18 protein-coding genes, 2 pseudogenes and 1 riboswitch are annotated in these 24233 nt (G+C 60.1%); of the genes and pseudogenes, 9 read left to right on the top strand and 11 right to left on the bottom strand.

Going from position 1 to position 24233, the window contains the following annotated elements; genetic code table 11:
• The first annotated feature begins 69 nt into the window (after positions 1 to 69).
• Genes V8Z65_RS05685 through V8Z65_RS05660 form a run of 6 tightly spaced genes read left to right on the top strand, consistent with a single transcriptional unit; the run spans position 70 to position 8755 of the window.
• Positions 70 to 1611, top strand: a complete 1542-nt coding sequence (locus V8Z65_RS05685) for an ABC transporter substrate-binding protein (protein WP_338723107.1) — start codon at positions 70 to 72, stop codon at positions 1609 to 1611.
• 12 nt (positions 1612 to 1623) lie between these two features.
• Positions 1624 to 2571, top strand: a complete 948-nt coding sequence (locus tag V8Z65_RS05680; RefSeq protein ID WP_338723105.1) for an ABC transporter permease — start codon at positions 1624 to 1626, stop codon at positions 2569 to 2571.
• A gap of 15 nt (positions 2572 to 2586) precedes the next feature.
• Positions 2587 to 3474 (top strand): ABC transporter permease, encoded by an 888-nt coding sequence (locus V8Z65_RS05675; RefSeq protein ID WP_338723103.1) that lies wholly within the window; start codon positions 2587 to 2589, stop codon positions 3472 to 3474.
• A 15-nt stretch (positions 3475 to 3489) separates the two neighbouring features.
• Positions 3490 to 5448 carry an ABC transporter ATP-binding protein gene (locus V8Z65_RS05670; RefSeq protein ID WP_338723102.1) on the top strand — a complete coding sequence of 653 codons (1959 nt, stop codon included), beginning with the start codon at positions 3490 to 3492 and terminating at the stop codon, positions 5446 to 5448.
• Positions 5438 to 6703 (top strand): MFS transporter, encoded by a 1266-nt coding sequence (locus V8Z65_RS05665; RefSeq protein WP_338723100.1) that lies wholly within the window; start codon positions 5438 to 5440, stop codon positions 6701 to 6703. The genes V8Z65_RS05670 and V8Z65_RS05665 overlap by 11 nt, the downstream gene beginning before the upstream one ends.
• A gap of 3 nt (positions 6704 to 6706) precedes the next feature.
• The gene (locus tag V8Z65_RS05660) at positions 6707 to 8755 is read left to right on the top strand and encodes an MFS transporter (protein WP_338723098.1); all 2049 of its coding nucleotides are present in this window, start codon (positions 6707 to 6709) and stop codon (positions 8753 to 8755) included.
• 407 nt (positions 8756 to 9162) lie between these two features.
• On the opposite strand, the gene V8Z65_RS05655 is transcribed toward V8Z65_RS05660, so the two are convergent.
• The 3 genes from V8Z65_RS05655 to V8Z65_RS05645 all read right to left on the bottom strand — a co-directional run bounded on the left by V8Z65_RS05655 (position 9163) and on the right by V8Z65_RS05645 (position 14024).
• Positions 9163 to 9693 (bottom strand): invasion associated locus B family protein, encoded by a 531-nt coding sequence (locus V8Z65_RS05655; RefSeq protein WP_338723097.1) that lies wholly within the window; start codon positions 9691 to 9693, stop codon positions 9163 to 9165.
• Between the two features lie 97 nt (positions 9694 to 9790).
• Entirely contained in the window at positions 9791 to 12874 is a 3084-nt protein-coding gene (locus V8Z65_RS05650) for an autotransporter domain-containing protein (protein WP_338723096.1), read from the bottom strand.
• Positions 12875 to 13043: 169 nt separating this feature from the next.
• Entirely contained in the window at positions 13044 to 14024 is a 981-nt protein-coding gene (locus V8Z65_RS05645; protein ID WP_338723957.1) for an AraC family transcriptional regulator, read from the bottom strand.
• A gap of 120 nt (positions 14025 to 14144) precedes the next feature.
• Between V8Z65_RS05645 and V8Z65_RS05640 the strand changes: the two genes are divergently transcribed.
• Complete coding sequence (locus V8Z65_RS05640; RefSeq protein WP_338723094.1) at positions 14145 to 14300, top strand: hypothetical protein; 156 nt, start codon at positions 14145 to 14147, stop codon at positions 14298 to 14300.
• Between the two features lie 84 nt (positions 14301 to 14384).
• Here V8Z65_RS05640 and V8Z65_RS05635 read toward each other — a convergent pair.
• From V8Z65_RS05635 to V8Z65_RS05625, 3 genes and pseudogenes are all read right to left on the bottom strand, one after another.
• A pseudogene (locus V8Z65_RS05635) lies at positions 14385 to 14824 on the bottom strand (tyrosine-type recombinase/integrase); the annotation flags it as partial.
• Between the two features lie 237 nt (positions 14825 to 15061).
• Positions 15062 to 15289: a hypothetical protein gene (locus V8Z65_RS05630; protein ID WP_338723092.1), complete on the bottom strand. Its 228-nt coding sequence runs from the start codon at positions 15287 to 15289 to the stop codon at positions 15062 to 15064.
• A 40-nt stretch (positions 15290 to 15329) separates the two neighbouring features.
• The gene (locus V8Z65_RS05625) at positions 15330 to 15647 is read right to left on the bottom strand and encodes a hypothetical protein (protein ID WP_338723091.1); all 318 of its coding nucleotides are present in this window, start codon (positions 15645 to 15647) and stop codon (positions 15330 to 15332) included.
• An 809-nt stretch (positions 15648 to 16456) separates the two neighbouring features.
• Between V8Z65_RS05625 and V8Z65_RS05620 the strand changes: the two genes are divergently transcribed.
• A complete protein-coding gene (locus tag V8Z65_RS05620) occupies positions 16457 to 17293 on the top strand; it encodes a transglutaminase family protein (protein ID WP_338723090.1) in 837 nt (278 codons plus the stop codon).
• A gap of 70 nt (positions 17294 to 17363) precedes the next feature.
• Here V8Z65_RS05620 and V8Z65_RS05615 read toward each other — a convergent pair whose 3' ends face one another.
• Positions 17364 to 17579: a cold-shock protein gene (locus V8Z65_RS05615; RefSeq protein WP_338723089.1), complete on the bottom strand. Its 216-nt coding sequence runs from the start codon at positions 17577 to 17579 to the stop codon at positions 17364 to 17366.
• A gap of 760 nt (positions 17580 to 18339) precedes the next feature.
• On the opposite strand from V8Z65_RS05615, the gene V8Z65_RS05610 reads away from it, so the two are divergent.
• Entirely contained in the window at positions 18340 to 18819 is a 480-nt protein-coding gene (locus V8Z65_RS05610) for a hypothetical protein (protein ID WP_338723088.1), read from the top strand.
• A gap of 170 nt (positions 18820 to 18989) precedes the next feature.
• Here the strand turns inward: V8Z65_RS05610 and V8Z65_RS05605 are convergent.
• The 4 genes and pseudogenes from V8Z65_RS05605 to nrdF form a co-directional block, all read right to left on the bottom strand.
• Positions 18990 to 19415, bottom strand: a pseudogene (locus tag V8Z65_RS05605) (efflux RND transporter permease subunit); the annotation flags it as partial.
• A 234-nt stretch (positions 19416 to 19649) separates the two neighbouring features.
• Positions 19650 to 21917 (bottom strand): 5-methyltetrahydropteroyltriglutamate--homocysteine S-methyltransferase, encoded by a 2268-nt coding sequence (metE, locus tag V8Z65_RS05600; RefSeq protein WP_338723086.1) that lies wholly within the window; start codon positions 21915 to 21917, stop codon positions 19650 to 19652.
• A 217-nt stretch (positions 21918 to 22134) separates the two neighbouring features.
• A riboswitch (cobalamin riboswitch) is annotated at positions 22135 to 22334 on the bottom strand.
• Between the two features lie 292 nt (positions 22335 to 22626).
• Positions 22627 to 23217: a DUF4145 domain-containing protein gene (locus V8Z65_RS05595; RefSeq protein ID WP_338723085.1), complete on the bottom strand. Its 591-nt coding sequence runs from the start codon at positions 23215 to 23217 to the stop codon at positions 22627 to 22629.
• Positions 23218 to 23241: 24 nt separating this feature from the next.
• The gene (nrdF, locus tag V8Z65_RS05590) at positions 23242 to 24216 is read right to left on the bottom strand and encodes a class 1b ribonucleoside-diphosphate reductase subunit beta (RefSeq protein WP_338723084.1); all 975 of its coding nucleotides are present in this window, start codon (positions 24214 to 24216) and stop codon (positions 23242 to 23244) included.
• Positions 24217 to 24233: the final 17 nt, after the last annotated feature.

Raw genomic sequence — 24233 nt, 5'->3', positions numbered from 1 at the left:
TCCTACGCTCCCGCCGCTCCCTCGACGGGGGCGGCGCTGCCGCCCCATCCACCTCTTCGAGGAACGACAATGATTGGCAACATCCGCAAACTGCTTGCCGCGAGCCTGGCCCTGTTGGCATCGATAATGCTGGTTCTCAGCGCTTCATCGCCGGCCCTGGCCCAGGGCAAGACACTGACCGTCCGCTTCTATGACGATCCGGCTGGGTTCGATCCGGCTAACATCTTCCGCATCGAGAACGAGAACCTGGCCTTCAATATCTTCAGCGGGCTGACAACGTATGATGGCGAAACCGGCGAGATCATTCCCGATCTGGCGACCTCCTGGGAAACGACGGACAACAAGACCTGGACGTTCAAGTTGCGCGAGGGTGTCACCTTCCACAAGGATTATGGTGACTTCACCGCTGCCGACGTCATCTACAGTTTCAATCGCGTCAAGGACCCCGCAACGGCCTCGCCCTACGCGTCGGAGTTGTCCGGCATTGCCAGCATGGAGGCACCCGACCCCTACACATTGATCATCGAGCTGGACGCGCCTAACGGGAATTTCCTGCATACGGTCGCCAATTACCATCAGGGTCAGATCGTCAGCCAGAAGGCAATCGAGGATGCCGGCGACCAGGTGCGGTGGCAGCCAATTGGCACCGGCCCCTATTACCTGGACTCGATCGACGTAAGTTCGCAGATCGTGCTCAAGCGCCATGAAGGCTACTACAAGGGCCCCGCACCCATCGAGACGATCGTCTTCAACATCATCAAGGACGAAGCGACTGCAACCATCGCCCTGCGCAATGGTGAGGTCGACCTGGTGATGCGCTCCAACAAGGAAGAAAACCTCGAAGTGCTGGAGGCCGAAGGCTTCACCATGAACTCGGTGAAGGACTATGCGGTGGTCATCGGCGTGCTCAACCCAGAGTTCGAACCCTTTGCCAATTCGCTTGTCCGCAAGGCCATGGCCCATGCCGTCGACTACGCGTCGATTACCCAGGCCATTTCGCCCAGCCTGACCCAGCCGCACAATTCCATGCTGCTGCCCTGGATGGACGTCTATACCGACGACATTCCCACCTATGAGTATGACCCCGAAAAGGCCAAGGCGCTGCTGGTAGAGGCTGGGTATCCCGATGGCTTCACCTTCAAGAACCTGGGCACCTCGGCGCAGGGGGTAACCGAGCTGCAGCAGTTCCAGATCGATTTCCTCAGCCAGGTCGGCATCAATATGGAAATGGAGCTGGTCGATACGCCTACCTTTAACCAGCGGCGCAATGCGGGCGAATTCGATATGGCGTCGCGCCTCCTGCCGGCGGTCAATCCCGACATGATCCTGTTCAGCTTCCTGCACCCTGACAACATGGTGCCCAACGGCCTGAACGGTGCCCGCTACGACAACCCTGAAGTCACGACCCTGCTCGAGACGGCGCGAGCCGAACCCGACAAGGAAGAGGCCTTCGAAATGTACAAGAAGGTGCAGCAGATCGTCGCCGAAGAAGCCGCCTACCTGCCGACCTATTCAAACAACGTCTTCTGGCCCGGCAAGTCTGAGGTCACCGGGGTGCACATCAACTACCTGGCCCAGGTCAACTTCTACGACGTCGACATCGCCGAATAGGAGCGCCCCGCCATGGCTGAATATACCGCAAAGAAACTGGTCCAGATGCTTATCACCGTGCTTGGTGTGATCACGCTGGTCTTCTTCACCCTCCGGCTCATACCCGGCGATGCGGCTTCGGCCATGGCGGGCGACACACTGTCCGGCGAGGCGCTCCAGGCCCTGCGTGACCAGATGGGTCTGGATGAACCCCTGCTCAATCAGTATCTGGGATTCCTGCGTGACCTCGTGACGGTGGATCTGGGCGAAACCATCACCACCCGCATTTCCATCGCCGAATTGCTGCTGCGGGCACTGCCGATCACGCTCAGCATTGCGCTGGCAACAATCTTCCTGTCCATCGCCATCTCCATCCCGCTTGGAACCCTTGCGGCCTTCATGGCCCACAAAGGCCGCAACTGGCTCGATAACGGCCTGACCGGCGCTGCCATGATCATAGACCTCATGCCCTCGTTCTGGATGGCGCTGGTTCTGCTGCTGATCTTTTCCCTTGGCCTGGGCTGGTTCCCGGCTTCTGGCCAGCTCAACTGGAGCGACCCCTGGGCGCTGACCCTGCGCCTGGCGCTGCCGGTTATCGTCTTGTCTCTGTCGCAGGTGGCGACGCTGGCCCGGATCACCCGCACTGCCGTGCTGGAAGTGCTCAATGAGGACTATGTGCGCACAGCCCGCTCCTTGGGGTGGTCCGAGCTTCGGGTGCTGTTCCGCCACGCGCTCAAGAACGCTGCCCTCCCCATCGCCACCGTGGTCGGCCTCAGTTTCGGCAACCTGCTGGGCGGCACGGTAATCGTCGAGTTCATCTTCACCATTCCCGGCGTCGGCAACCTGCTCATCGCCGGCATCAACAGCCGCGACTACCAGCTCGTACAGACGCTGATCGTCTTCTACGCCCTGCTCTTCGTGGTCATCAACTTCGCGACCGACCTCATCTACAAGACCCTCGATCCTCGCGTGCAGTTCTAGGCAAGGATACCTCCCATGACCGACATCATGCTCACGGCGACATCGGCACCCAAGACCGGTCCCCTCGCCATTCTTCTGGCCGTCGCGCGCCACCCCCTGCTGTCGCACGCCAAGGTGAGGCTCGCGCTGCTCATTCTGATCCCGATCCTGGTCCTGACCGTTCTCGCGCCCGTCCTGCCGATCCAGAAGCCGCTCGAAACCAATCTGCGTGCCATGATGCAGTTTCCCTCGATCGAGCATGTGTTCGGCACCGACAAAATGGGAAGGGACATCTTCAGCCGCACCCTGGCCGGGGTGCAGATCTCCCTGCTGGTCGGGTTCAGCGTTGCCTCGATCGCCCTGGCCTTCGGCATGGTGCTGGGCACGCTGGCCGGCTTCTATGGCGGCTGGCTCGACCGGGCGGTCATGACAGTCGTGGATATCTTTCTGGCGTTTCCCTCCTTGCTACTGGCCATTGGACTGGTCTCGGTGATGGGGACCGGCATCGTTCCGGTCATCCTTGCCATATCCCTGGCAGACGTGCCGCGGTTCATCCGCCTGCAGCGTTCCCAGGTACTCAGCCTGCGGTCCCGCGCCTTCATCGATGCGGCCCGAACTGTGGATGCCTCTCAGTATTGGCTGATGACCCGTCACATCGTGCCCAACACGATTGCACCCATGTTGGTAGCGGCCAGCATTGCGGCGGCTAACGCCATCCTGGTCGAAGCCAGCCTGAGCTTTTTGGGCCTGGGCATCATGCCGCCCCAGCCATCCCTGGGAAATATCGTGCGGGACGGCCAGACCTATCTCGAACAGGCCTGGTGGATCTCGACCCTGCCGGGCGTGGTCATCTTGCTGATCGCAATTGGCCTGCACTTCCTCTCGGACGGTGTCCGCGAGTTGCTCGACCCACGCTCGCACTAACCGGAGGCGACCGAGATGAACTACCAGGCTCCCGTCAAGACCACGTTGCTCGAAGTGCGCAACTTGCGCACCGAGTTCCAGACAGCGTCAGGCATTGTCAAGGCGGTGGACGGCGTGTGCCTCACCATTGAGCGCGGCGAACGCGTCGCCGTGGTGGGTGAAAGCGGCTCAGGCAAGAGCGCCATGGCCATGTCCATCCTCCGACTGCTGACCCACCCGGGAAAGGTCGTTGGCGGCGAAGTGCTGCTGGATGGACGTGATATTTCTCGCCTGAGCGAAGGTCAGCTCAACGCCATACGGGGGCGGCTGGTCGGAACGGTGTTCCAGGACCCCATGTCCTCGCTCGACCCAGTCATGCGCATCTCCAAGCAAATGATCGAGCCGATCATGCGCAATTTGCGTCTCAGTCGGGAAGAAGCGCGCGCCGAGGCCATCAAATGGCTAGGCAAGGTGGGAATTCCCGAGCCCGAGCGGCGGATCGAAGCCTATCCCTTTGAAATGAGTGGAGGCATGCGCCAGCGGGTGATGATCGCCATGGCCTTGTCAAGCCGGCCGCAACTGGTCATTGCCGACGAGCCGACAACGGCGCTCGACGTGACGATCCAGGCGCAGATCGTCGAAGTGCTCAAGACGCTCACCGCCGAAGCGGGCGCTGCCATGATGTTCATCACCCACGACCTGGGGCTGGTGGCGCGCTTCGCCCACAAGGTGGCGGTGATGTATGCGGGCCGCATCGTCGAGTTCGGCCGGGTGGAAGACATCTTTGCTAATCCGTCACACCCCTACACACAGAGCCTGCTCGGCACCATACCGAGCACAACCATGCTCAAGAGCGAACGGCTTCCCCAGATCTCGGGCTTGCCGCCGGACATGCGTCAAGAAATCACGGGCTGCGCCTTCAAGGATCGATGCGCGGCCACCCATGACCGATGCTTTGACGAAGCGCCGCGCCTGACAGATCGCGGACATGAACACACGGCGGCCTGCTGGGCGCCGCATGGTCTGGACCATGCTTTGGCGACGGGGCAGCAGCACGTGCCGCGGCTCAACAAGCCATTCGAGCCCGATGGCAGTGTCGTGGTCGAGCTCAACGCTCTCAGGAAGCAGTTCGCCACATCGCGCAAAATGGTTGTTCGCGCGGTCAACGGCGTCAACTTGCGGGTCCACAAGGGTGAGACGCTCGGCATCGTGGGCGAAAGCGGCTGCGGCAAGAGCACTGTCGCTCGCATGCTACTTGGCCTCGAAAAACCCACATCTGGCGATATCTTCATTGCCGGCCTGGCCCAGATGGTGTTCCAGGATCCAGCGGCTTCGTTCAATCCCAAGATGACCATCGGCGACATTGTCGCCGAGCCGCTGGTGGTCAAGTCGCGGGGCAGCAAGGCCGAGAGACTCGACGCGGTCAGGCGCCTGATCAGCCAGGTTGGGCTCGACCCTGCCTTTGCCGAGCGCTACCCTCACCAGCTGAGCGGCGGCCAGCGCCAACGAGTGGCGGTGGCAAGGGCGCTCGCGCTCAACCCATCGGTCGTGGTGGCCGACGAACCGACTTCGGCGCTCGATGTGTCGGTGCGCGCCCAGATCATCAATCTGCTGGTCGACCTCAAGCAGGAATTGGGGATCAGCTTTGTCTTCATTTCCCACGACCTGCTGACCGTCCGTTACATCTCGGACCGCATCGCGGTGATGTATCTGGGCGAGGTGGTGGAATATGGGGCGGCCGAAGAAGTCTTCGCCGATCCGCGCCATCCCTATACGCGCGCGCTGATCGACGCGGTCCCGGTCCCCGACCCGGCGGTAGAGAGCCGCCGCGCGTCAACGCCTCTCGAGGGCGAATTGCCCAGCCCGCTCAACCTTCCCAAGGGCTGCGCCTTTGCCTCGCGTTGCCCGATGGCGACTGATCGCTGCCGCGCCGAAAAGCCGGCCTTGCCCGACCATGACCTTTCAAGACAGGTAGCCTGCCACTATGCCCACTAACCTTGCGTCTGATGATGCCGGAGCGCGCTTCGCCCGGTTCGGCGTTGTCGGCGGCGGTGTTTTCTTCACCATCCAGGGTCTCGCCAACCCCTTCTTTGCGCTCTACGCGACCGAACTGGGGGCATCCACCTTTGCGGTGGGGCTGATGGTGACGCTCAAGGCTCTGCTGCCCATCGTGATTGCCATGCCGGCGGGTCAACTCATCGACTCCATCGGACCGATGAAGATGCTGAAATACGGCTCCTGGTTCCTGCTGACCTCGCTGGTCTGCACCGTGTTTGCCACCGGCATTCCGCTGCTCGCCCTCTCCCAGGTTCTGATCGGCGCCTCCGTCATCATCATGGCATCCTCGTTCCAGGTTCTGGTGGCCCATGGCGACCGGGATCGGCGCAACGATGCGATCAAGAAATACTCCATGTGGATGTCTGGCGGGGGCATGCTCGGCCCCGTCATTGGCGGTCTCATCGCCTCGGCCTTTGCCGTCCCCAATGATGGCTATCGCGCCGCCTTCATTGCGTCGCTGATTGCCTGTGTGCTCTTCATGATCGCCCTGTTCTGGCTCAGCACCAAGTATCCACATCCTGACGCCAGCAATGTGCGGGTGCGAGACGCCTTCAGTCCTTCGGGAATCCTTTCCAGCTACAAGCGCGGCATTGGCCTTGCCGGATCGCGCCCCGTGCAGTTCGGCCTGACCGGCACCTTCCTCGTCATGTATATCCAGGCGCTCTATATGAGCTTCCTGCCGCTCTATCTCGCTCAGAACGGCTTCGCCACTTTCCTCATCGCGGTCACGGTTTCGCTCAAGGGCCTGGCCGGCATGCTGTCGCGCTTCGCCCTCAACGGCCTGATGAAGCGCTATTCCCTCGAGTGGATACTGCTGGCGGCCGGCACGATCGCCGCCTTTGGCGTCGTGCTGACACCTCTGGCGGTGGTAAACCCTGTGACCATGCTGCTGCTTGCAGCCGTCATCGGTGGGGCGGTCGGCGTAAACCTGCCCGTCAGCATCATGATCATGGTGGACGCGGTGGGCGAAAGCGAGCGCGGCAAGCTGATGGGTCTGCGCCTTTTGGCAAACCGCTTCTCGCAGGTGCTGAGCCCGGCCATGTTCGGGGTCCTGGGCCAGCTCTTCGGGCTGACGGCGGCCTTCTACAGCGGTGGCGCTGTATTGGTGGCGACCGTGCTTGGATTCTCTGCTGTAACGGTCAGCCGCGGGCCGCTGAAGGCGCCGGCCAAGCCGGTCGAGCCGGCGGAGTAAGGCATGAACGCGCTCTTCGGCGACTTGCCGGTTTCCCCAGCCACATGGCGAGAGACACTCAAGGCCATGCCCTACCTGCCCGTTGCGTTGGTGGCTGTAGCCGGGCACATGATGCTGTTCGGCATGCTGACGCCGGTCATGGCCATCTATGCGCAGAGCTTTGCCGTGCCCGATTGGCAGATCGGGCTGATGATCACGGTCTTTGCCGCAGGCCGGCTGGTGGCGGACCTGCCCGCCGGGCACTTCGCCTCGCGTGTTGGCATCCGGCCCTTGCTCGGCATCGGCCTGCTGCTGTGCTCGATGGGGGCCGTCATGGGCGCGGTTGCGCCGGGCTACACAGTCCTTCTGGTCGGACGCATCATGCAGGGCGTGGGATCGGGCCTCTTCATGACGTCCGCAATGATCTACCTGGCGCAGAACAGCAGTCGGCGCACGCGCGGCAAGGTCATGTCGATGTTCCAGGGAGCCACCCTGACGGGTGGCGCCTTCGGGCCCAGCGTGGGCGGACTGGCCGCCAACCTGTTCGGTCTTTCCGGGCCATTCTGGGTCGCCGCGATAATCGGCCTGCTCTCGGGCGTGTTGCCCCTCATGCTGTTCAGGGACTCCAAGGTGCATCTGGACGAACCCCACCATGCGGGCTCGCACAGCATGCTGGGCCTACTGCTGATCCTGCCCTTCCTCTGCGTCCTTCTAGCCAATTTCGGCTTCTTCCTGACCCGCACGGCAGGACAGTGGCAGTTGGTCCCGCTGCTGGCTGACCAACGCTACGCCATTGGACCTGATCAATTGGGTCTTGCCATGTCGCTCTCGGCCGTCGCCAACCTGATGTCCTTGCCGTTGGCCGCCTATATCGTCGACCGGATGCCACGCGCCGCCATCATCTGCTTCTCGCTGGTCGCCACCGCGGCAGCCCTGACCGGCATCGCCTTGGCCCAGAGCCCTGCCATGCTATTCGCCGGCATGATTGCCATCGGCCTGGCGACCGGCATCGGCGGGCCGGCTATTGGCGCTCTTGCTGTGGATGTCGTGCCGGCCCGCCAGCAAGGCGCCGCCATGGGCCTGCTCCGGTTCGGCGGAGACTTCGGCTACCTCATCGGCCCACTGGCCATCGGCGCGGTCGTTGACTTCGCCAGCATCGGCTACGACGGCGGCCTATTCATCAACGCCCTGCTTCTCGCCGCTTTCGGTGCCGTCTTCCTTCTCGGCGGGCGGCACCTACTGACGACCAGACCACACGAGCATTCATCTTCACACCAACTTGGGAGACCTATGACCATGACGGAACGCATCTGGGACAAGTATCTGAGCGAGGAAGACAAGGCGGTCTTCGCCTCGTCCGGTTTCGGGTCACTGGCAGACTGGGGCAAACGCCCGGCGCTGCTCATCATCGACGTCAACTATGCCTTCTGTGATGAGAAACCCACGCCCATCCTCGAGAGCATCAAGAAGTGGCGCACTTCCTGCGGCGAATATGCGTGGGAAGCCATGCCGGTGCTGCAAAAGCTCATCGAGACCTGCCGGGGCAAGGGCGTCCCGATCATCTACACCACCGGAACCCAGCGCCCCGACAAGTGGGATGCTGGCTCTTGGGCCTGGAAAAGCTCGCGCCGCAAGGAAGAGGCTTTTACGGCCGCGCCGCTGCTCACCAGCGACGGGCAGGACGGCAATGAAATCATCGCTGATATTGCACCCGGCCCGCGCGATATCGTGATCCGCAAGCAAAAGCCCTCCGGCTTTGCCGGAACGCCGCTGGTCTCCTACCTGCAGCTCCTCGGCTGCGACAGCGTGATCGTCACCGGCACCACCACCTCCGGCTGCGTCCGGGCCACCGTGCTGGACGCCTTCTCGCTGAACTATCGCGTGACGGTGGTCGAAGATGGCTGCTTTGACCGTGCTCAGGCCAACCACGCCATCAATTTGTGCGACATGCACGCCAAATACGCCAATGTGATGCCGTCCGGCGAGGTGATCGAACACCTCAACAGCCTCAGCCAGGGCATGTATGACCTACCGTCCGGCGCCGGCATGGAGCGTGTCGCGGCGGCGGAGTAACCTCTTCCCCTCCGTGCCGCCTTGGCACGGAGGTCTCGTCTCTTCCGTCAGTTGAAGAGTTTTCTGCGAGCTTTGGCCAGCCCCCAGTGGCGGCCCTTGATGCCGTGTGATGTGGTCCCGGGATATATTGGTCGCCTGAACCCTGGACTAGTCTACCTTGGGTCAAGCCAAGCAGGCGCTTGTGTTCGAGACTACTGTTGCGTGGTGCTTTCACACGACCTACCGGTCCGCAGGTTCCCTTGGCCGAGCACAAAAGTGACCGTCATTGAAGGGCAGCTTTCAAGAATTCGCAAGGGCTGGTCGAACGACTGGAATGGGGCGCGGTGCTGCCGAGGTAGAGCGACCACCCAAGCTCCGATGCCGCAAGCACTTCATTGACGCGGTGCAACGCCTCGCTCATTGGCCTGCTATCGGAGGAGTTCACTCACACGATCATGAGCGCTAGAAAAACCCGAAAGCGAGATCGTGAAGATCATCTCTTGGCCGCGATCGGTGGTGGCTATGACGTCGAGCCGACTACCGGCCCTGATCGAGGCGACCGTGTTGGCTTCGAACGCGACATCGACGACGCAGCCCACTGGCAGGCAGGTGCGGAAAGGCTGGGCAGCGCCAGTGCTTGCTTCGTCGAGCCGCAAGGCAACACCGCTAGCAAGATCGAGGCCGAAGGGCAGCACCAGCGCGCCATTGACCGCAATGGTATCGCCGCCATTGGCGAGTTCAATGCTGACAACCCGCTGGCGGGACTCACCGTTCACCTGTGTCTGTGACATCGCGCAATGAACTACACCTTCAGGTACCGCACAGGTGACCTGCCAGTCGCCATGGCTCTCGCGAAGACTAGAGGCATTGCCGGGCAGGCCCGCCTCCTGAGCCGAGGCAATTGATGTGGAAATAGCCAAGGCCGCAACCGAAGCAAGGCAAAGTCTTGTGCTGGGCATGCGTATGACCTTCACGTCTTGACGGAGGGACGCCCGCCGCCTCAACAACTGGAGCGGCGGGCGTAGGTTTTGCGTGCGTGCGGAACGCTGCCAATACTCAAAACCGTACGCTGAGGCTGGCCTTGGCCGAATGGTCCTGGACGCGAGAACCGAACTGACCGCCATAGGTAAAGACCAGTGTGGAATTCTCCCTCAGGTTCAGGTCGAGCCCGGCTTCTAGTACGAGTGTGTCCTGCGCCAGGGGTACGCCCGCGATAGCGAAGTCGTCGCCGCCCGAGGCGAAGCTCATCTGCGAGGTGGGCACATCGCCAAAAGCGTGCCGCCAGCCGACCATGCCGCGCAGTGTGACTTCCTCGTCGCCAAGCGCCAAATCGGTCTCGGCGCGCAGGCCGAGCATGGTGAAGGTCGCATCGAGGGTGTTGGACGCCGCGCTGAGTGCCGCCGCACCACCGCTTTCGGTGAAGCCATCGGTCGACAGGTTCACATAAGCGAGATTGGCAAAGGGCTCGAACCTGGCAGCACCTGCCTCGAAGCTGTAGGCCGCTTCGCCCCAGGCTTGCAGGGTGCGAGCGCTGTAGGAGGCAGAAAGACTATCCGAAAAACCGGAGAAGGCAACTGATCGCGAGGTGTCGAGACTGTGCCAGCTATGGGCCGCTCCGCCCGTCATGGTGAAGGCGTCCCATTCTCCGCCGCCATAGACGCCCAACGTATACGTATCGGCCGTGCCCGAGGATGCGCGATCGTCGACGCTGAAGCTCGACCGGGAATAGCCGCCCAGTACACCGAAGCGCGCCTTGTCCCAGACCAGCGCGTCGCCGCCCATAAACAGCCCGCCGATATTGCGGCCCGTTGCGGCTGCATTGCCGTCGCTGTTCCACCGGCTCCAGGACCCGAAGCCCTGACCCCACAGCCCAGAACTTTCGGAGACCTGGTCCTCGATCTGGGCGTTGTCGTCAGCTCCCACGCCGCCAAGCGCCACACGCAGCCGGTCCATTGCCGCCTCGCGCGGAAAGCGGCTGTCTTCAAGAAGTGCCGTCTTGGCCGAGGCATGGATTTCGCCGGAAAGCTGATCGAGGGCTATTGGGGCCTCCGTATTGGTGAGAACAGCCACGGCGTCGAAAACGCTATTGCCGACTCCGAGCGAAAAGGTGCCATCCCCCGTCGCGCATTGATTGTCGCTCATGCCGCCAAGGCAGAAGCTTGTTGCCAGCTCCGAATTGAGAAACACAGTGTTTGCGTCATAATCGAGCGTGAAATAAAGGAAAGCGTACCCATCGCTCACTGAATCGAATTCGCCGTTCACGCCACCTGCCGCTGTCATAATGGTATAGGTGGTGCCGGGCGTGTAGGTCGAACCATCATCAGTACCGTTTTCCGGCATGACATGCACGGTGCCGCCATTGATGTCCGCCACGCCGGTGACGTTGAGAACATCATTGTTAACCCCTGCGAGATTACCGCCATCGTCGAGCTCGATCTCGTAGGTCGAGCCGGCATTGAAAGTGGCGGATGCCGCAGTCATGACGCCGATGGAATTGCCTGGCGCCAATGTGCCGTCGGAATTGATGGTGACGGCGCCCGCGGTGCCATCGCCGCCAAATATGCCACCGTTGACCACCACATCGCCGACCAGGCCCATATTGCGCAATGTGCCATTGGAAACCGTGGTGCCACCCGTATAGGTGTTATTGCCGCGCAAGACCGTTGTGCCCGACCCCATATGATTGACCGTGGTCGATCCAGTGATGGTGACATTGGTGCCGGCCACGAGGCCGTCATTCGTAAAGTAATAGTTGGCTTCGTTGTGATTGAAATTAATGATCGCCGTGCCGGAACCACCATCCACCGTAAGGGCGTCAACCTGGCCCGCCGCGTCACCCGCGCCGATATTGAGTGTGCCGATGGTGGGCACAGCATCAGCCAATGTCAACTGGCCAGAGCCAACCATGACTCTTCCGCCATTGGAGAGGGTGAGCATGCCATCGCCCTGCCTCCCCACGACCATGCTGCCGGTGGTGGTCCAATTGGAACCGATGCCATGAACCGTGACCTCGCCGACACCACCCGGCGCAGTAGCGACAGAGCCCGTCGCAGTGTTGACCGAGCCAGCACCGGAAATAGCGAGTGTGCCGCGACCACGAAGGCCCACGCGCAAATCGATGGCACCGTTCCAGTTGCCACCACTCACAGTTACGATGCCCACTCCGTCGCTTTCGGCGCCTATCGTGCCGACGCTGCCGACGCCACCATTAACGGTGCCGCCATTGATGATATTTACCTCTCCGATGCCGGACTCGCCGACAACCAGATCGGCATTGTTCCAGACCGTTCCCAGGTCTTCTACAGTGACAATGCCGTGGCTCGTAGCAGCGCTGCCGACAATCGCATTGCCATTGGTGACCGTGCCCGAATTGGAAATGTCGAGCCTGCCGATGCCATCATTGCCGACATCGAGAGTGTTGGCGATGGTCCAGGTCGCCAAGTCCACCCTCACGTGACCAAAGCCGTCGGTTGAAGCGCCGATAACGCCTGAATTGCTGTTAACCACGCCCCGATTGGAGATGCTCAGCAATCCTTCCCCCTGGTCGCCGACATGGAGACCGGCCGTACTCACCCAGGTTGATCCAAGACCATCGACATTTACATGCCCGAGACTACCCTCGCGATCGCCGATCCGAGCCGTGCTGTTGCTAACGTCGCCGCTGTTTGTAATGTTCAGTGTGGCTTCGCCACTGTTTCCGACAATCAGTCCGCCGGCATTGATCCAGGCGGCATTGCCCCCATTCACATTCACAACGCCCTCGCTGCCGGCTTCGTCGCCGATGATGCCCGAGCCATTCTGAACTTCGGCGCCATCGGTAATGTTCAGATTGCCAGCACCGGCAATCCCGACATAAAGGGAGTTGCCCTGAAGATCCCAGGTCGAACCCAGATCGTCGACTGTTACCGTACCCGTACTGTCATACCCGATACGCCCCGTATCGCTAACAACGCCGCCGCCATTGGTAATGGTCAATGTGCCCGTACCATTGTCGCCTATCGTCAGATCATCGCCAACATTCCAAGGGTCCGGTTGCGTCCCGCCGCCGCCGCCAATAACGGTTTCGCTCGCGCCACCCTCGATAACTTGCTGCGCATGCGCTGGATAACTGACAAACAGACCGAGGGCCGTCGACGTCAACAGCGCCCCCAATGCGGTTCTCAGGCGCCTTCCACCCGCGACGAGGAAGGATGTTCCGCTGGTCATCGATATGTGTCCCCAATGCATTACGTTGCTGCATGAGGGATAATGCGTCGCGAAGATTCAGACTTGGGGGATGCGGCAGGGGTGAGAGCCGCTATGGGAGATTTCAGGCGGAAGGGTCTGCAAGTCCTGAAGCGCGTAAATCCGACGGGGTCATCGCATAGCGACGGCGAAATGCATGATTGAACCATGACAGATCGCCAAAACCGCATTCATAGGCGATTGCCGTAATGCTGCGATGGCGCAGAGCAGGGCTGGACAGCAACCCATGGGCTCGCTCCAGTCTTTTGGTGAGCACATGATCTGTAAAGTTCGCGCCCGCTGCGTAAAACAGGTCGCGGATCGCTCGCGGTGAAATGCCGTGCCTGCCGGAAAGCCAGTCCAGGCTCAATTCCGGATGCGCAAGATTGGCCTCGATGTCCGCCTTGATCCAGGCAAGCTTTGCCGCCCGCGCGCTGTTCTTTGTCGCCTCCGCGGCATCTCGGGTCGGGCCGAGCGCCAGAATGAAGAGATCGGTCAGCGTCTTCTTGACCTGGGGAAGCATGTTGCTGTCGAGTGGCCCGATATCGCTGGAAAGTGTCCTTGCATAGCTGCAAAGGAGGTGGAGCGCAGCAGACTGCGGCACGCCGCCATAGAGGAGATGATTGAGGTCGCTGACACCCTCTGCCACCTGTGCGCGAGGGACGCATATGACTTGGCTGTCACTCCCTAGCGCCCATGCGCGAAACCTTTCCTCATTGCCCCTGAGGAGCACTGGGCCTCCTGCGCGAACGACAACGTCATCCTGTCCGTGAGGGCGGTCAGGCAAGTGCATGCGGATCGGTTGTCGCCCACGCGGCACAAGCAGGCTCAGATCGTCATTCCCGTCCCGGGCAACATGTGCTTTCTGACGTACGGCAGCGACACCCGACAGCCGTTCTGAACTGACATAAGCGCCCGGCATGACACGCAGCGAATAATCCAACGACATCCGCTCATCCTCGTGCCGGTCCATGAAAAGACCGATATGCGGTTCAACGATCTCAAGAAACTTTCCTGCTTCATGCGGACCAGCTTCTTCAAATGCCAGTCGATAAAAGTGCCCCACCGTCAAATGCGATCACTCCATTTTTTGTACTGCCAAGTTATTCTTCCAGAACTGTCGCGAATACGAACCGACCTTAATAGGTCGGCGGAAATTGACTGCTGTCAACATTAAGGCGGCGACATGCTGGCTTTGGTCATCGCACAGCAAGCGCAAGCAAATAAAACGATCTACCGCCATGGCTGGCTCTCGCGAACCAGCAATCAGAAGATTGCGCACGGCACCATCTTCGGCATTGCACCCGCGCCCGGAGCCGTCTTGCCCGTTTTTTCATGCTAATCTGCACGACATCGGCAGATGCTGCAATGATCGAACCGTACCGCTCGGCATTGGCGATACGGGACCCCGTTGCGGTCGAGTTCTGGCGTGCAGATTACCAGTTGCCTTGTAGATGAGCGAGACCTTGGTGCGCCGGAGCGAATGGTGCCATCCTACCCTCCTTCTTACGGAGATCGATGGCAGTCACTCACTCATCCGCCAACCGGGCATATTGCCTGGTGCTCAGGTGGGCGTTCGGATCGGCTCGACTTGGAAAGGCGGGATCCTCTACCGAGCCCCCTCGCCTTTCGAGCCACGCCAGCAAGCTTGTTCTCGCATCGCTCGTGATCTCGAACTGCACCGGTCCGGCCGGTCTTCTGCTGGATCACCATCGCTCGGGCACGAATGTCGTGACCGGCGGCCAGCGTACCGATCTAAAGTTTGACAAGATCGCAACCACGCAACTTGCTGTCGATAGCCAGATCAAACAGCGCTCGGTCGCGCATCCGGCTCTCCCGATCCAGAAAGAACCGGATTGCCCAGATCTACCGGACCTTGAGCGCCCGCTTGGCTCCGAATTGCCGACCGGCGTTCCACGCCGGCCGACCTCTGGCGGCGGGGTCATATTGTGAGATACCCATTTTTGTTCTCCTTTGGCCAACATCGGCCAATGGGCGAACGATTGTGGCGTGGCAGTCGGAGACAGGTCCCAGAAAACTCATGATTATTTCCCTGAGACGGCGACCGAAAGGTCGGTGATGCGGCCCGCACAACAATAGCGGCTATGGTGATGATATGATCACGTAGCCATTCAGGGTAAGTTCTCCCTCAAGAGTTTGGACGGAGCGTCCGAGCAGTTTGTTTCCTGAGTCGGTGGTACAAAGAAACGTCCAATGTCCATCTCGGAAGCCTTTGGGTATTTCGGCGTTGGTGGCCGCCGGAAGGACAAGAACCTCTGGCGGGCCACCTATATTGCCATCCACTTCTGCGACGAAAATATTGACTTTCATCTGCATATGCTGGGTCGGTTCTGGGGTCCGACCATCTTGGCTAGGTCGCGGATTTATCGATAAAAGTGCCCAAGGCTCCCCCCTCGTTTTCCCATCGCGAAACGGGGCGACGGGCCAGAAACCCGGTACCGATGTCCGGCCGCATGTTTTGCCGCTGCATCCATCTGCGAACCTCAACGGTTGCTTCGGCCAGCGTCCGCCCGGTTTTCGCTGACACCACAGCAACCAATTCATTCTCGGTTTTCACGGGAGCGAGTTCCGACGGTCCAATCGATGGCCATTCGGTACGGGCGGCTGCTCGCAAGAGTGTCTTGTGGAGCGACGCCCCCCGGGACTCACCATTCTTGGAACTGAACATCTTGATCTCCTTGATGACGCATCGTGCCACCTTCGACGCTCATCCATACACGTCGTAACCTCAAGGCGCGTTATCAAGGCAGCAATACTGCCCGATTTCGGAACTCATTTCCCACCAGAGAATTCTAAAACAGAATAAATAAATACTATTAGCATGCACGAAGGAAAATGCCGTGATATAAGGCCGTCATCAATCGAACAATCATCAAAATTATATTGTTCCCGTTAAATTATTTTATTCGATAATGTCGCAATAACTTTCTCGCTGCCCACCGTGCGAGCGTTGAAAATTTGGAAAATAAACCGTGCCACCACAACAGGATGAGAGAAGAGATTAGAATGACATTCCCCACCAAGGTCATACCATTTCGTCGCCCCGGCCAATCCGAAAATCGGGTTCGCGCACCCAAACACGATGACTATCCTCGCTTCAGCCGGGAACGAGACAGGCCGGGTCTTCCTTTGCATATTCTGGCAAAGGAGAATCCCGATGGGCGAACACTCTAGCCGGTTGGTGACGTTTCAACACAACTTCGTGCTGCCTGGCATGGCTCAGCCCCACGCGAAGGGCACTTTCGAAGTTCTCGTTTACGAAGAACAGCTCGATGTGATGTGGGCCGCCTCACGCTCGACTTTGAGCATTGTTCTGCCTTACCCAGGATACGTCGAGGCCATGCCCGTCACTGCCCATGACCTGAGTGAGGCAATGCGGAAAGACCAGCAATCGTGCATCCGGTCTGGATACTCCTGACACTGAATAGCGGGGGCGCAGCTCAATCCCAGACGATCGTTACTCCAAGGAGTTCGCCGATGCGTATACTCGTCGGCTGCCAGCTCACTTTTGAGCTTGCCCAGGCAACGCCAATTATTTCCATTCTCAACGTCCACTCATCGCGCGTCGCTGACCTCGAGACGCCAGACCATTTGGTGACGGACCCGCCGCTGGAAGTGGAAGGCTATCGGGACAGTTTTGGCAACTGGTGCAATCGTCTTGTGGGACCAGCAGGTCTGCTAACGCTGAGAACACAGACGGTTGTCCGCGATAGCGGCCAATGGGACGAAGCCACCCCCAATGTCGAACAGCTACCGATTCAGCGACTGCCGGCCGAGTGTCTACAGTTCCTCCTTGGCAGCCGCTTCTGCGAAACCTCGCTGCTTTCCGATTTTGCCTGGAAGGTGTTCGGCCCAACGCCGCTGGGCCGTGAGCGGGTGCAAGCCGTTGTGGACTTTGTTCACGGGCACCTGCGTTTCGACTATGATCATTCTAGGCCAACACGCACGGCATATGAGGCCTATAATGAGGGTGTCGGGGTCTGCAGGGATTTTGCGCATCTGGCCATTACGCTCATGCGCTGCCTCAATATTCCTGCGCGCTATTGCACAGGCTATGTCAGCGATATCGGCCTGCCGCCACCCTATGCGCCGCAAGACTTCGCAGCCTGGCTCGAAGTTTTTCTCGGCGGGACCTGGCACACATTTGATCCACGAAACAACGATCCCAGGATTGGACGCATTTTAGTGGCGCGCGGACGTGACGCGGAGGACGTGCCTTTGACGCTGACATTTGGACCCAACACACTGGTAAACTTCAAAGTGATCACGGAAGAAGCTCCAGAATTGACACCCGAAGGCAAGCCGAACGATTAAGCGACATTTTTACGTAGCCGCACAAAAAAGGCCGCCCAGAGGCGGCCTTCTGAAACTGCGGTGCTGAAGCTTACTTCTGCAAGACCAGGTTGATCGCCGATTCACGACCATCGCGCCCAGATTCAATTTCATAGGAAAGCTTGTCGTTTTCGTAGAGGCCGTCCACGCCCGAGTTCTGAACTGCGGAGATATGGACGAAGTGGTCCTTGCCGCCATTGTCGGGGGTGATGAAGCCAAAACCCTTGGTGGTGTTGAAGAATTTGACGGTGCCGGTGAAGCCAGCCATATGGATATTCCTTGAAGCTCGGAGCCAAAGCAAAACGAGCGTTTCCCTTCGCGACATGCAAAAGGGCCTATAAACGTTCGCAAAGTGGATCAGTGAGCCAAGGACCGGAAAGAACCGGCTAGAGGCAGCCGACTTGGGCTGAAAACGTATGATGCCTTTATTGCATCAATATGTACTGCCGACAAGGCAACCTATTTATTCGGCTTCTTCGGCGCCACCAATGCGCGTAACTGTCTCGAGAGAACGCCGCCCGTGACAGTGGATATGTCATATCCTTCCGCCCTTAGGGCAGACTTAATTTCGCCGACCGTGCGAAATTTGCCGCTACCAGCGAGCTGGAAGGCGCGTTCAATTGGTGAAGCTCCGATTGTCATTTCAGAAGCCTATATGGAAAGCGTGCGGCCCGAAAGCACCTGCTAAGCTGCCGCCGAAGCTTCATCTATCGGCCGCAGTCGATATTCTTTCGGGCAATGTTCGCTACTTCGCAGGGCGGGGAGCGCACAACTTATGGTTACGCGTCTTCGTTGGCAGGGCGCATACTCAGGGGGGCCACCCTGTCCGCTGTGAATTGAAGACGCCTGCAAGAACGCGGTGATGGACCGGCTCTTGGGCCCAATCCCGACTATCATCCGTTCTCACGGACACGCAGGACCAAGAGCCTTTTAGGCCCCGGCCCGCGTCATTAGGATTACCACTGACGATATGTTATAGTCCAAATAGGCGGCGATCATGCCGTCCACTCCGAACTGATCGGACCATCATGAACACCCCTGAATGGATTAAGCCCGCGGCCTATGGCGCGGTGGCCGGAGGCATTGCCGTGGCCATCGTCGGCTTTATGTGGGGAGGCTGGGTCACGGGCGGTTCTGCGGACGCCCGTGCACAAGCCGCGGCAGATACCAGTCGCACGGATCTCGCGGCCGCAATATGCGTCCAGAACTTCCTGGCCGACGAGGCCGCAAGAGAAAACCTGACAGAAATCAAACAGATCGAGAGTTCTTCACAGCAACGTACCTTCATCGAGAGCGGTGGTTGGGCTGTCATGCCGGACAGGGAGGCAGTCGCCAGACCCACCGCCACGTTGTGCGCGCGCATGCTTTCTGGGCTTGATCCGATCGAGCTGCCCGTCGTGGAAGATGGGGAGGTGATCGAAGAAGGTGAAGTCACTGAACGGGACGCAGCGATGGAAGCGCCCTTGCAATCGGCGGCGGAAGTCGCTGGCGAGCCGCCCGCTCAATAGCGATTAAGAAGAGGCCAGCGGTGCTCGCCCTCCGTCACACCCGATCGATATTGGGCGGCAGAGGGCGCATCTTGTGCCCGGACCGGCGGTTCATAATGGGGCGTGCGAGCGGTCGATCTGGTGGGTGCGACGCCCCATTGGCCCAGCACGACCTCCTCTTCACCATCTAGTCAACAAACCGACCCGACCGAAACGCGCGGTTGAGTGAGCGTCTGTCTCCAGAATGAGGCGCCGCTTTTCCATTCGCCTTGCAAAGCGGAGATTGTCTGTCGGTCAGGCGCAGCCGTCTCAAACGGATCGACATTAACGTTGAGCTGACGCGGTGTGCCACCGACGACGGTGGCGCTACCAACGCCGGGAATATTGGCGATACGCTTTGCAATAACGTTTTTGGCCAGCGCGGTGAGATCGCGATCGGTCATCGTGTCGGACCTGACAGCAAGCGACATGATGGGGCTGGAATCGAGGCTGAAGCGCAGAACCTGAGGATCGCCAACTGCGGCCGGGAAACCCGACCGCACAGGATCGAGCTTGTCGCGAACTTCCTGGGCCTTGTTCAGCGAGCTTTCGCCCAGCACGAAGGTCAGGGTTACCGTTGCCCGACCCGATTGTTATCATGACCTTGTTAAGGCATTTCTCTTTTATTTTCCGATGATTAGGCAGAGCCTGAATTTTGCTCCGAATCCAGGTTCCCCAGCCAGTCCCTTTCCGAAAACCTGCCGTGGCCCCCTTCCGCAACGCCGTTCCACACATTCGTTGCGATGGCCCTAAGACATCGCTCCAGAATCGCTCGCCGCCGCTCCTTTTGGGAACGACGGCGAAAGGGATTGTCAGACGGTCGCGGCCCTGTTCCGCAGCGCTTTTGCAGCTGCAACGAGATTTTTCAGTGACGCCTTCACCTCGGGCCAGGCGCGGGTCTTGAGGCCGCAATCGGGGTTGACCCAGAGCTGGTCGGGCGGAATGGCCCGAGCGGCCTTGCGCAGCAGGGCTTCCATGTCCTCCCGGCCGGGGACGCGGGGTGCATGGATATCCCAGACGCCGGGGCCGATGTCGTTGGGATAGTTGAACGTGCCGAAGGCTTCGAGCAGTTCCATGTCCGAGCGCGAGGTTTCAATCGAGATCACGTCGGCATCCATCTCGGCGATGGCAGGCATGATGTCGTTGAACTCGGCATAGCACATATGGGTGTGGATCTGCGTGTCGTCGGCCACGCCCGAAGCCGAAAGGCGGAAGCAATCCACGGCCCAGCGGAGATAAGCGTTCCAATCGGCCCGGCGCAGCGGCAGGCCTTCGCGCAGCGCCGGTTCGTCGATCTGGATGATGCCGATGCCCGCCTTTTCGAGGTCCAGCACCTCGTCTCGGATGGCGAGGCCAATCTGGCGACAGGTTTCCGATCGGGGCTGATCGACGCGCACAAAGCTCCATTGCAGGATGGTGACCGGTCCGGTCAGCATGCCTTTCATATGCCTATCGGTCAGTGAAGCAGCAAAGGCCGACCAGCGGACTGTCATCGGTGCGGGGCGCGAAACATCACCGTAGATGAGTGGCGGCTTGACGCAGCGCGACCCATAGGATTGCACCCAACCGTTTTTGGTGAAGGCGAAGCCATCGAGCTGTTCGCCGAAATATTCCACCATGTCATTGCGCTCGAATTCGCCATGCACCAGCACATCGAGTCCCAGAGCCTCCTGAATGCGAACGGCTCTTTCGGTTTCCTGTTCCAGGAAGCTGTCATAGCCGGCTTGGTCGAGCTGCCCTTTCTTGAAGGCGGCACGCGCCTGGCGCACCTCGCCCGTTTGCGGGAAGGAACCGATGGTGGTGGTCGGATAGGCCGGCAGATCGAACCGGGCCTTTTGCCGGTCGCGGCGGACGGCGAAGGGCGAAGCGCGCTCGAGCGGGATCGCCTCGGCGGCGCGCGCCTTGAGGGCGGGCTTATGAATGCGCGGCGAGGCCCTGTGCGCCGCAACGGCCACGGCGCTGGCTTCGAAGGTGGCTTTGGCCGCGCCCCTGCCCCGCTTCTGGGCCAGGGTGAGCGCGGAGACCTCTTCGAGTTTCTGCCGGGCAAAGGCCAGCCAGCTTTTCAATTCCGCGTCCAGCGCCGTTTCCGCCTCAAGATCGACCGGGCTATGTAGCAAAGAACAGGAGGGCGCGACTTCGAGCCGGTCCGGACCGACATGGTCCCAGGCCTTGCTGACCAAGGCAAAGGCCGCGTCGAGATCGGTGCGCCAGATGTTGCGACCATCGACCACGCCGATGGAGAGTGTCCTGTCCGCAGGCAAGGTTTCCAACACGCCATCGAGCTGGCCCGGCGCACGTACCAGATCGATATGGAGCCCCGCCACCGGCAGATTGGCCGCCAGTTCGGTATTGTCGCGCAGATCGCCGAAATAGGTGGTCAGCAGGATTTTGGGACCGGCTTTGCCGAGCCGGGCATAGGCTGTTTCGAAGGCGGCCTTCTGCCTGTCGCTGAGGTCGAGCACCAGCGCCGGTTCATCCACCTGCACCCAGTCTGCCCCTTCTGCCGCGAGTTGGGCCAATAGCGCCTCATAGACCGGCAGCAGTGGCTCGAGCCGGTCGAGCGGATCGAACCCGCCATCCTTGGCTTTGGCGAGGCTGAGGAATGTCACCGGCCCGAGGATCACCGGCCGTGTCTTTATCCCCAAGGCCTTCGCCTCGCGGAACTGGTCGAGCGGCTTGCTGGCGTCGAGTGCAAAGCGCTGATCGCGATAAAGTTCGGGGACGATGAAGTGATAATTGGTGTCGAACCATTTGGTCATCTCCATGGCCGGCGCCGCATCGGTGCCGCGGGCCATGGCGAAATAGCGGGTGTCGGCATCGGCAATTGTGGCGAAGCGCGGCGGGATAGCGCCGACCAGCACCGCTGTATCAAGCACATGGTCGTAGAGCGAAAAGTCGTTGGAGGGGATCACCTCGATCCCGGCCTCGTGCTGCAGGCCCCAGTGGCGGGCGCGGAGCTGGGCCGCGGTCGCGTGGAGCGCGGCAGCACCGCTCTCTCCCTTCCAGAAGGCTTCGAGGGCCTTTTTGAGTTCGCGATGAAGGCCGATGCGGGGAAAGCCGAGATTGGCTGAGCGGGTCATGGAAAATTCCGTTTGCGAATAGGCGCTCGGGATCGCCCGTCGACAAGACGGTGCGGCCGGACGCGTGGCGAAAAAAGACAGGCCCGGCGCTGGCGTCAGCGCGGGCGGATCAGGGCTGGGTTGGGGTCAAAAAAGACCGCTTAGCAGCGTCGCATTCGGAAGTGGTGACGGATCGTCATGGTCGTGTCCTCCGGCCGATCCACCCGATCGGCTGACAATGGATATTCACGCCCATGGTAGGTCTCCTGGCTCGCGGATCGAGCCGGGCATTCCCCTTCCCGGCCGGGATGGGCCAGTGGGACAATGAACACCCGTCTCCGCCAACAGTTGCGGGGGCAGCTCCGGACTTGGGGTTTTGCGCCCCGCACCGGCATTCCCTGTTATCCCCTCGCGGGGACCATGGACCTGTGCAGGATGGCGGAGGGGGGATGGCGTGTCAACAGGGATATAAAGATTTCTTTATATCCTGGTTCGATGTTTATCGTCACGTTCCCTCGTCAGCCCTCGCCCCTTGAGGGAAAGGGACAGGATTTCTGCGTTCAGCAGAAATCCAGGGTGAGGGGTTCTCTCCGAGCTATCGATGCCGGCCACTATGTCGTGGGCCCCTCATCCGCCTTTCGGGCACCTTCTCCCCTTGAGGGAGAAGGAAATTCGGGAGCCCGGGAGCCAACAAAAAAGGGCGCCTCGCGGCGCCCTTTGCGGAATCTTCTCAGGCTGATGCCTCCGCCGCCGCTACTGCAGGGGGAACCCGGGCAGGAAACTCGTAGATAAACTTGAGGAGCATCTCGGCGAATGTGATTAGTTCTTCCGCGTCACCCTTGCCCATGGGCGAAATCTCGTGGGTGGCCTCGTTTCCTTTCTTGCGAATGTGATCGACCCAGGCCCTGCCATTCGGCGGCACATAGTGGTTGTCCGCAAGGTACTGCACATATGACACAAATGGCTGACCTTCTTTGGCGCCGTTGGTCACTGCGATGTTCATTAACAGCTTCCTGCAGGCTAGGACCGCCGCAGTATATGCAGACACGCTGCTACATCGCCGCGCTTCGTCGTAAAGATCGTGCAGAAGCGGCGGCACATTTTGCACCGGTCTACCCGGAGATAAACCCGGCGTCGGAACATTACCATGAAGAAACGTCGGCTTGAAGCAATGAGGGCAAACAAGAATCTTCGCTATGTTTCCTTCGATCTTTTGCCCACTTTGATAGCCCCGATCAGTAGCAACTGTGTTGTTACAATAGCCACACACGTATGCAATTGAGCTAAGTATGCCGATGTTACTCCATGCCGTCTGGCTCATCTGGCGCTCCTAGACGCGATTGCCTCAAAAATCCCAGTCTTCGTCCTCTGTGGCAATCGCCTTGCCGATGACGTAGCTCGAGCCTGAGCCGGAGAAGAAGTCGTGGTTCTCGTCGGCATTGGGCGAGAGGGCGGAGAGGATGGCCGCGTTGACCTTGCAGGCCTCGGGCGGGAACAGGGCTTCGTAGCCCAGATTCATCAGCGCCTTGTTGGCATTGTAGTGGAGGAACTTCTTGACGTCCTCGGAAAGGCCGACGCCGTCATAAAGCTCTTCGGTATAGCGCGCTTCGTTTTCGTAAAGCTCGAACAGGAAGTCGAAGGCGAAGTCCTTGATTTCCTGCTTGCGGGCGTCGCTTAAGCGCTCCAGCTCACGCTGGAACTTATAGCCGATATAATAGCCATGCACGGCCTCGTCGCGGATGATGAGGCGGATGAGGTCGGCGGTATTGGTCAGCTTGGCGCGGCTCGACCAATACATGGGCAGGTAGAAGCCAGAATAGAACAGGAAGCTTTCAAGGAAGGTCGAGGCGATCTTCTTTTTCAGCGAATCCCCGCTCTCATATTGGGCGAGAATGAGCTGCGCCTTGCGCTGCAGGAACTCGTTTTCCTCACTCCAACGATAGGCATCGTCCACGTCCGGCGTCAGGCACAGGGTCGAGAAGATAGAGGAATAGGAGCGGGCATGCACCGCTTCCATGAAGGAGATGTTGGAGAGCACCGCTTCTTCATGCGGGGTCTGCGCATCGGCCATCAGCCGCACCGCGCCGACACCATTCTGGATGGTGTCGAGTAGGGTCAGCCCGGTGAAGACGCGGATGGTCAGTTGCTGCTCTTCCGGCTTCAGCGTCGCCCAGGACGGGATGTCGTTGCTGAGCGGCACCTTTTCGGGCAGCCAGAAATTAGAGGTCAGTCGGTTCCAGACCTCGAGGTCCTTGTCGTCCTGGATGCGGTTCCAGTTGATGGCGCGGACGCGACTGACCGTTTTGGCGTGCATATTCATCGGTTTGGGTGCCTTTT

Origin of the sequence: Devosia sp. XK-2, from assembly GCF_037113415.1 — a bacterium.
Classification (GTDB): domain Bacteria; phylum Pseudomonadota; class Alphaproteobacteria; order Rhizobiales; family Devosiaceae; genus Devosia.
The sequence above is the reverse complement of the archived record's forward strand: the minus strand, read 5'-3'. Positions and strand labels throughout refer to the sequence as shown.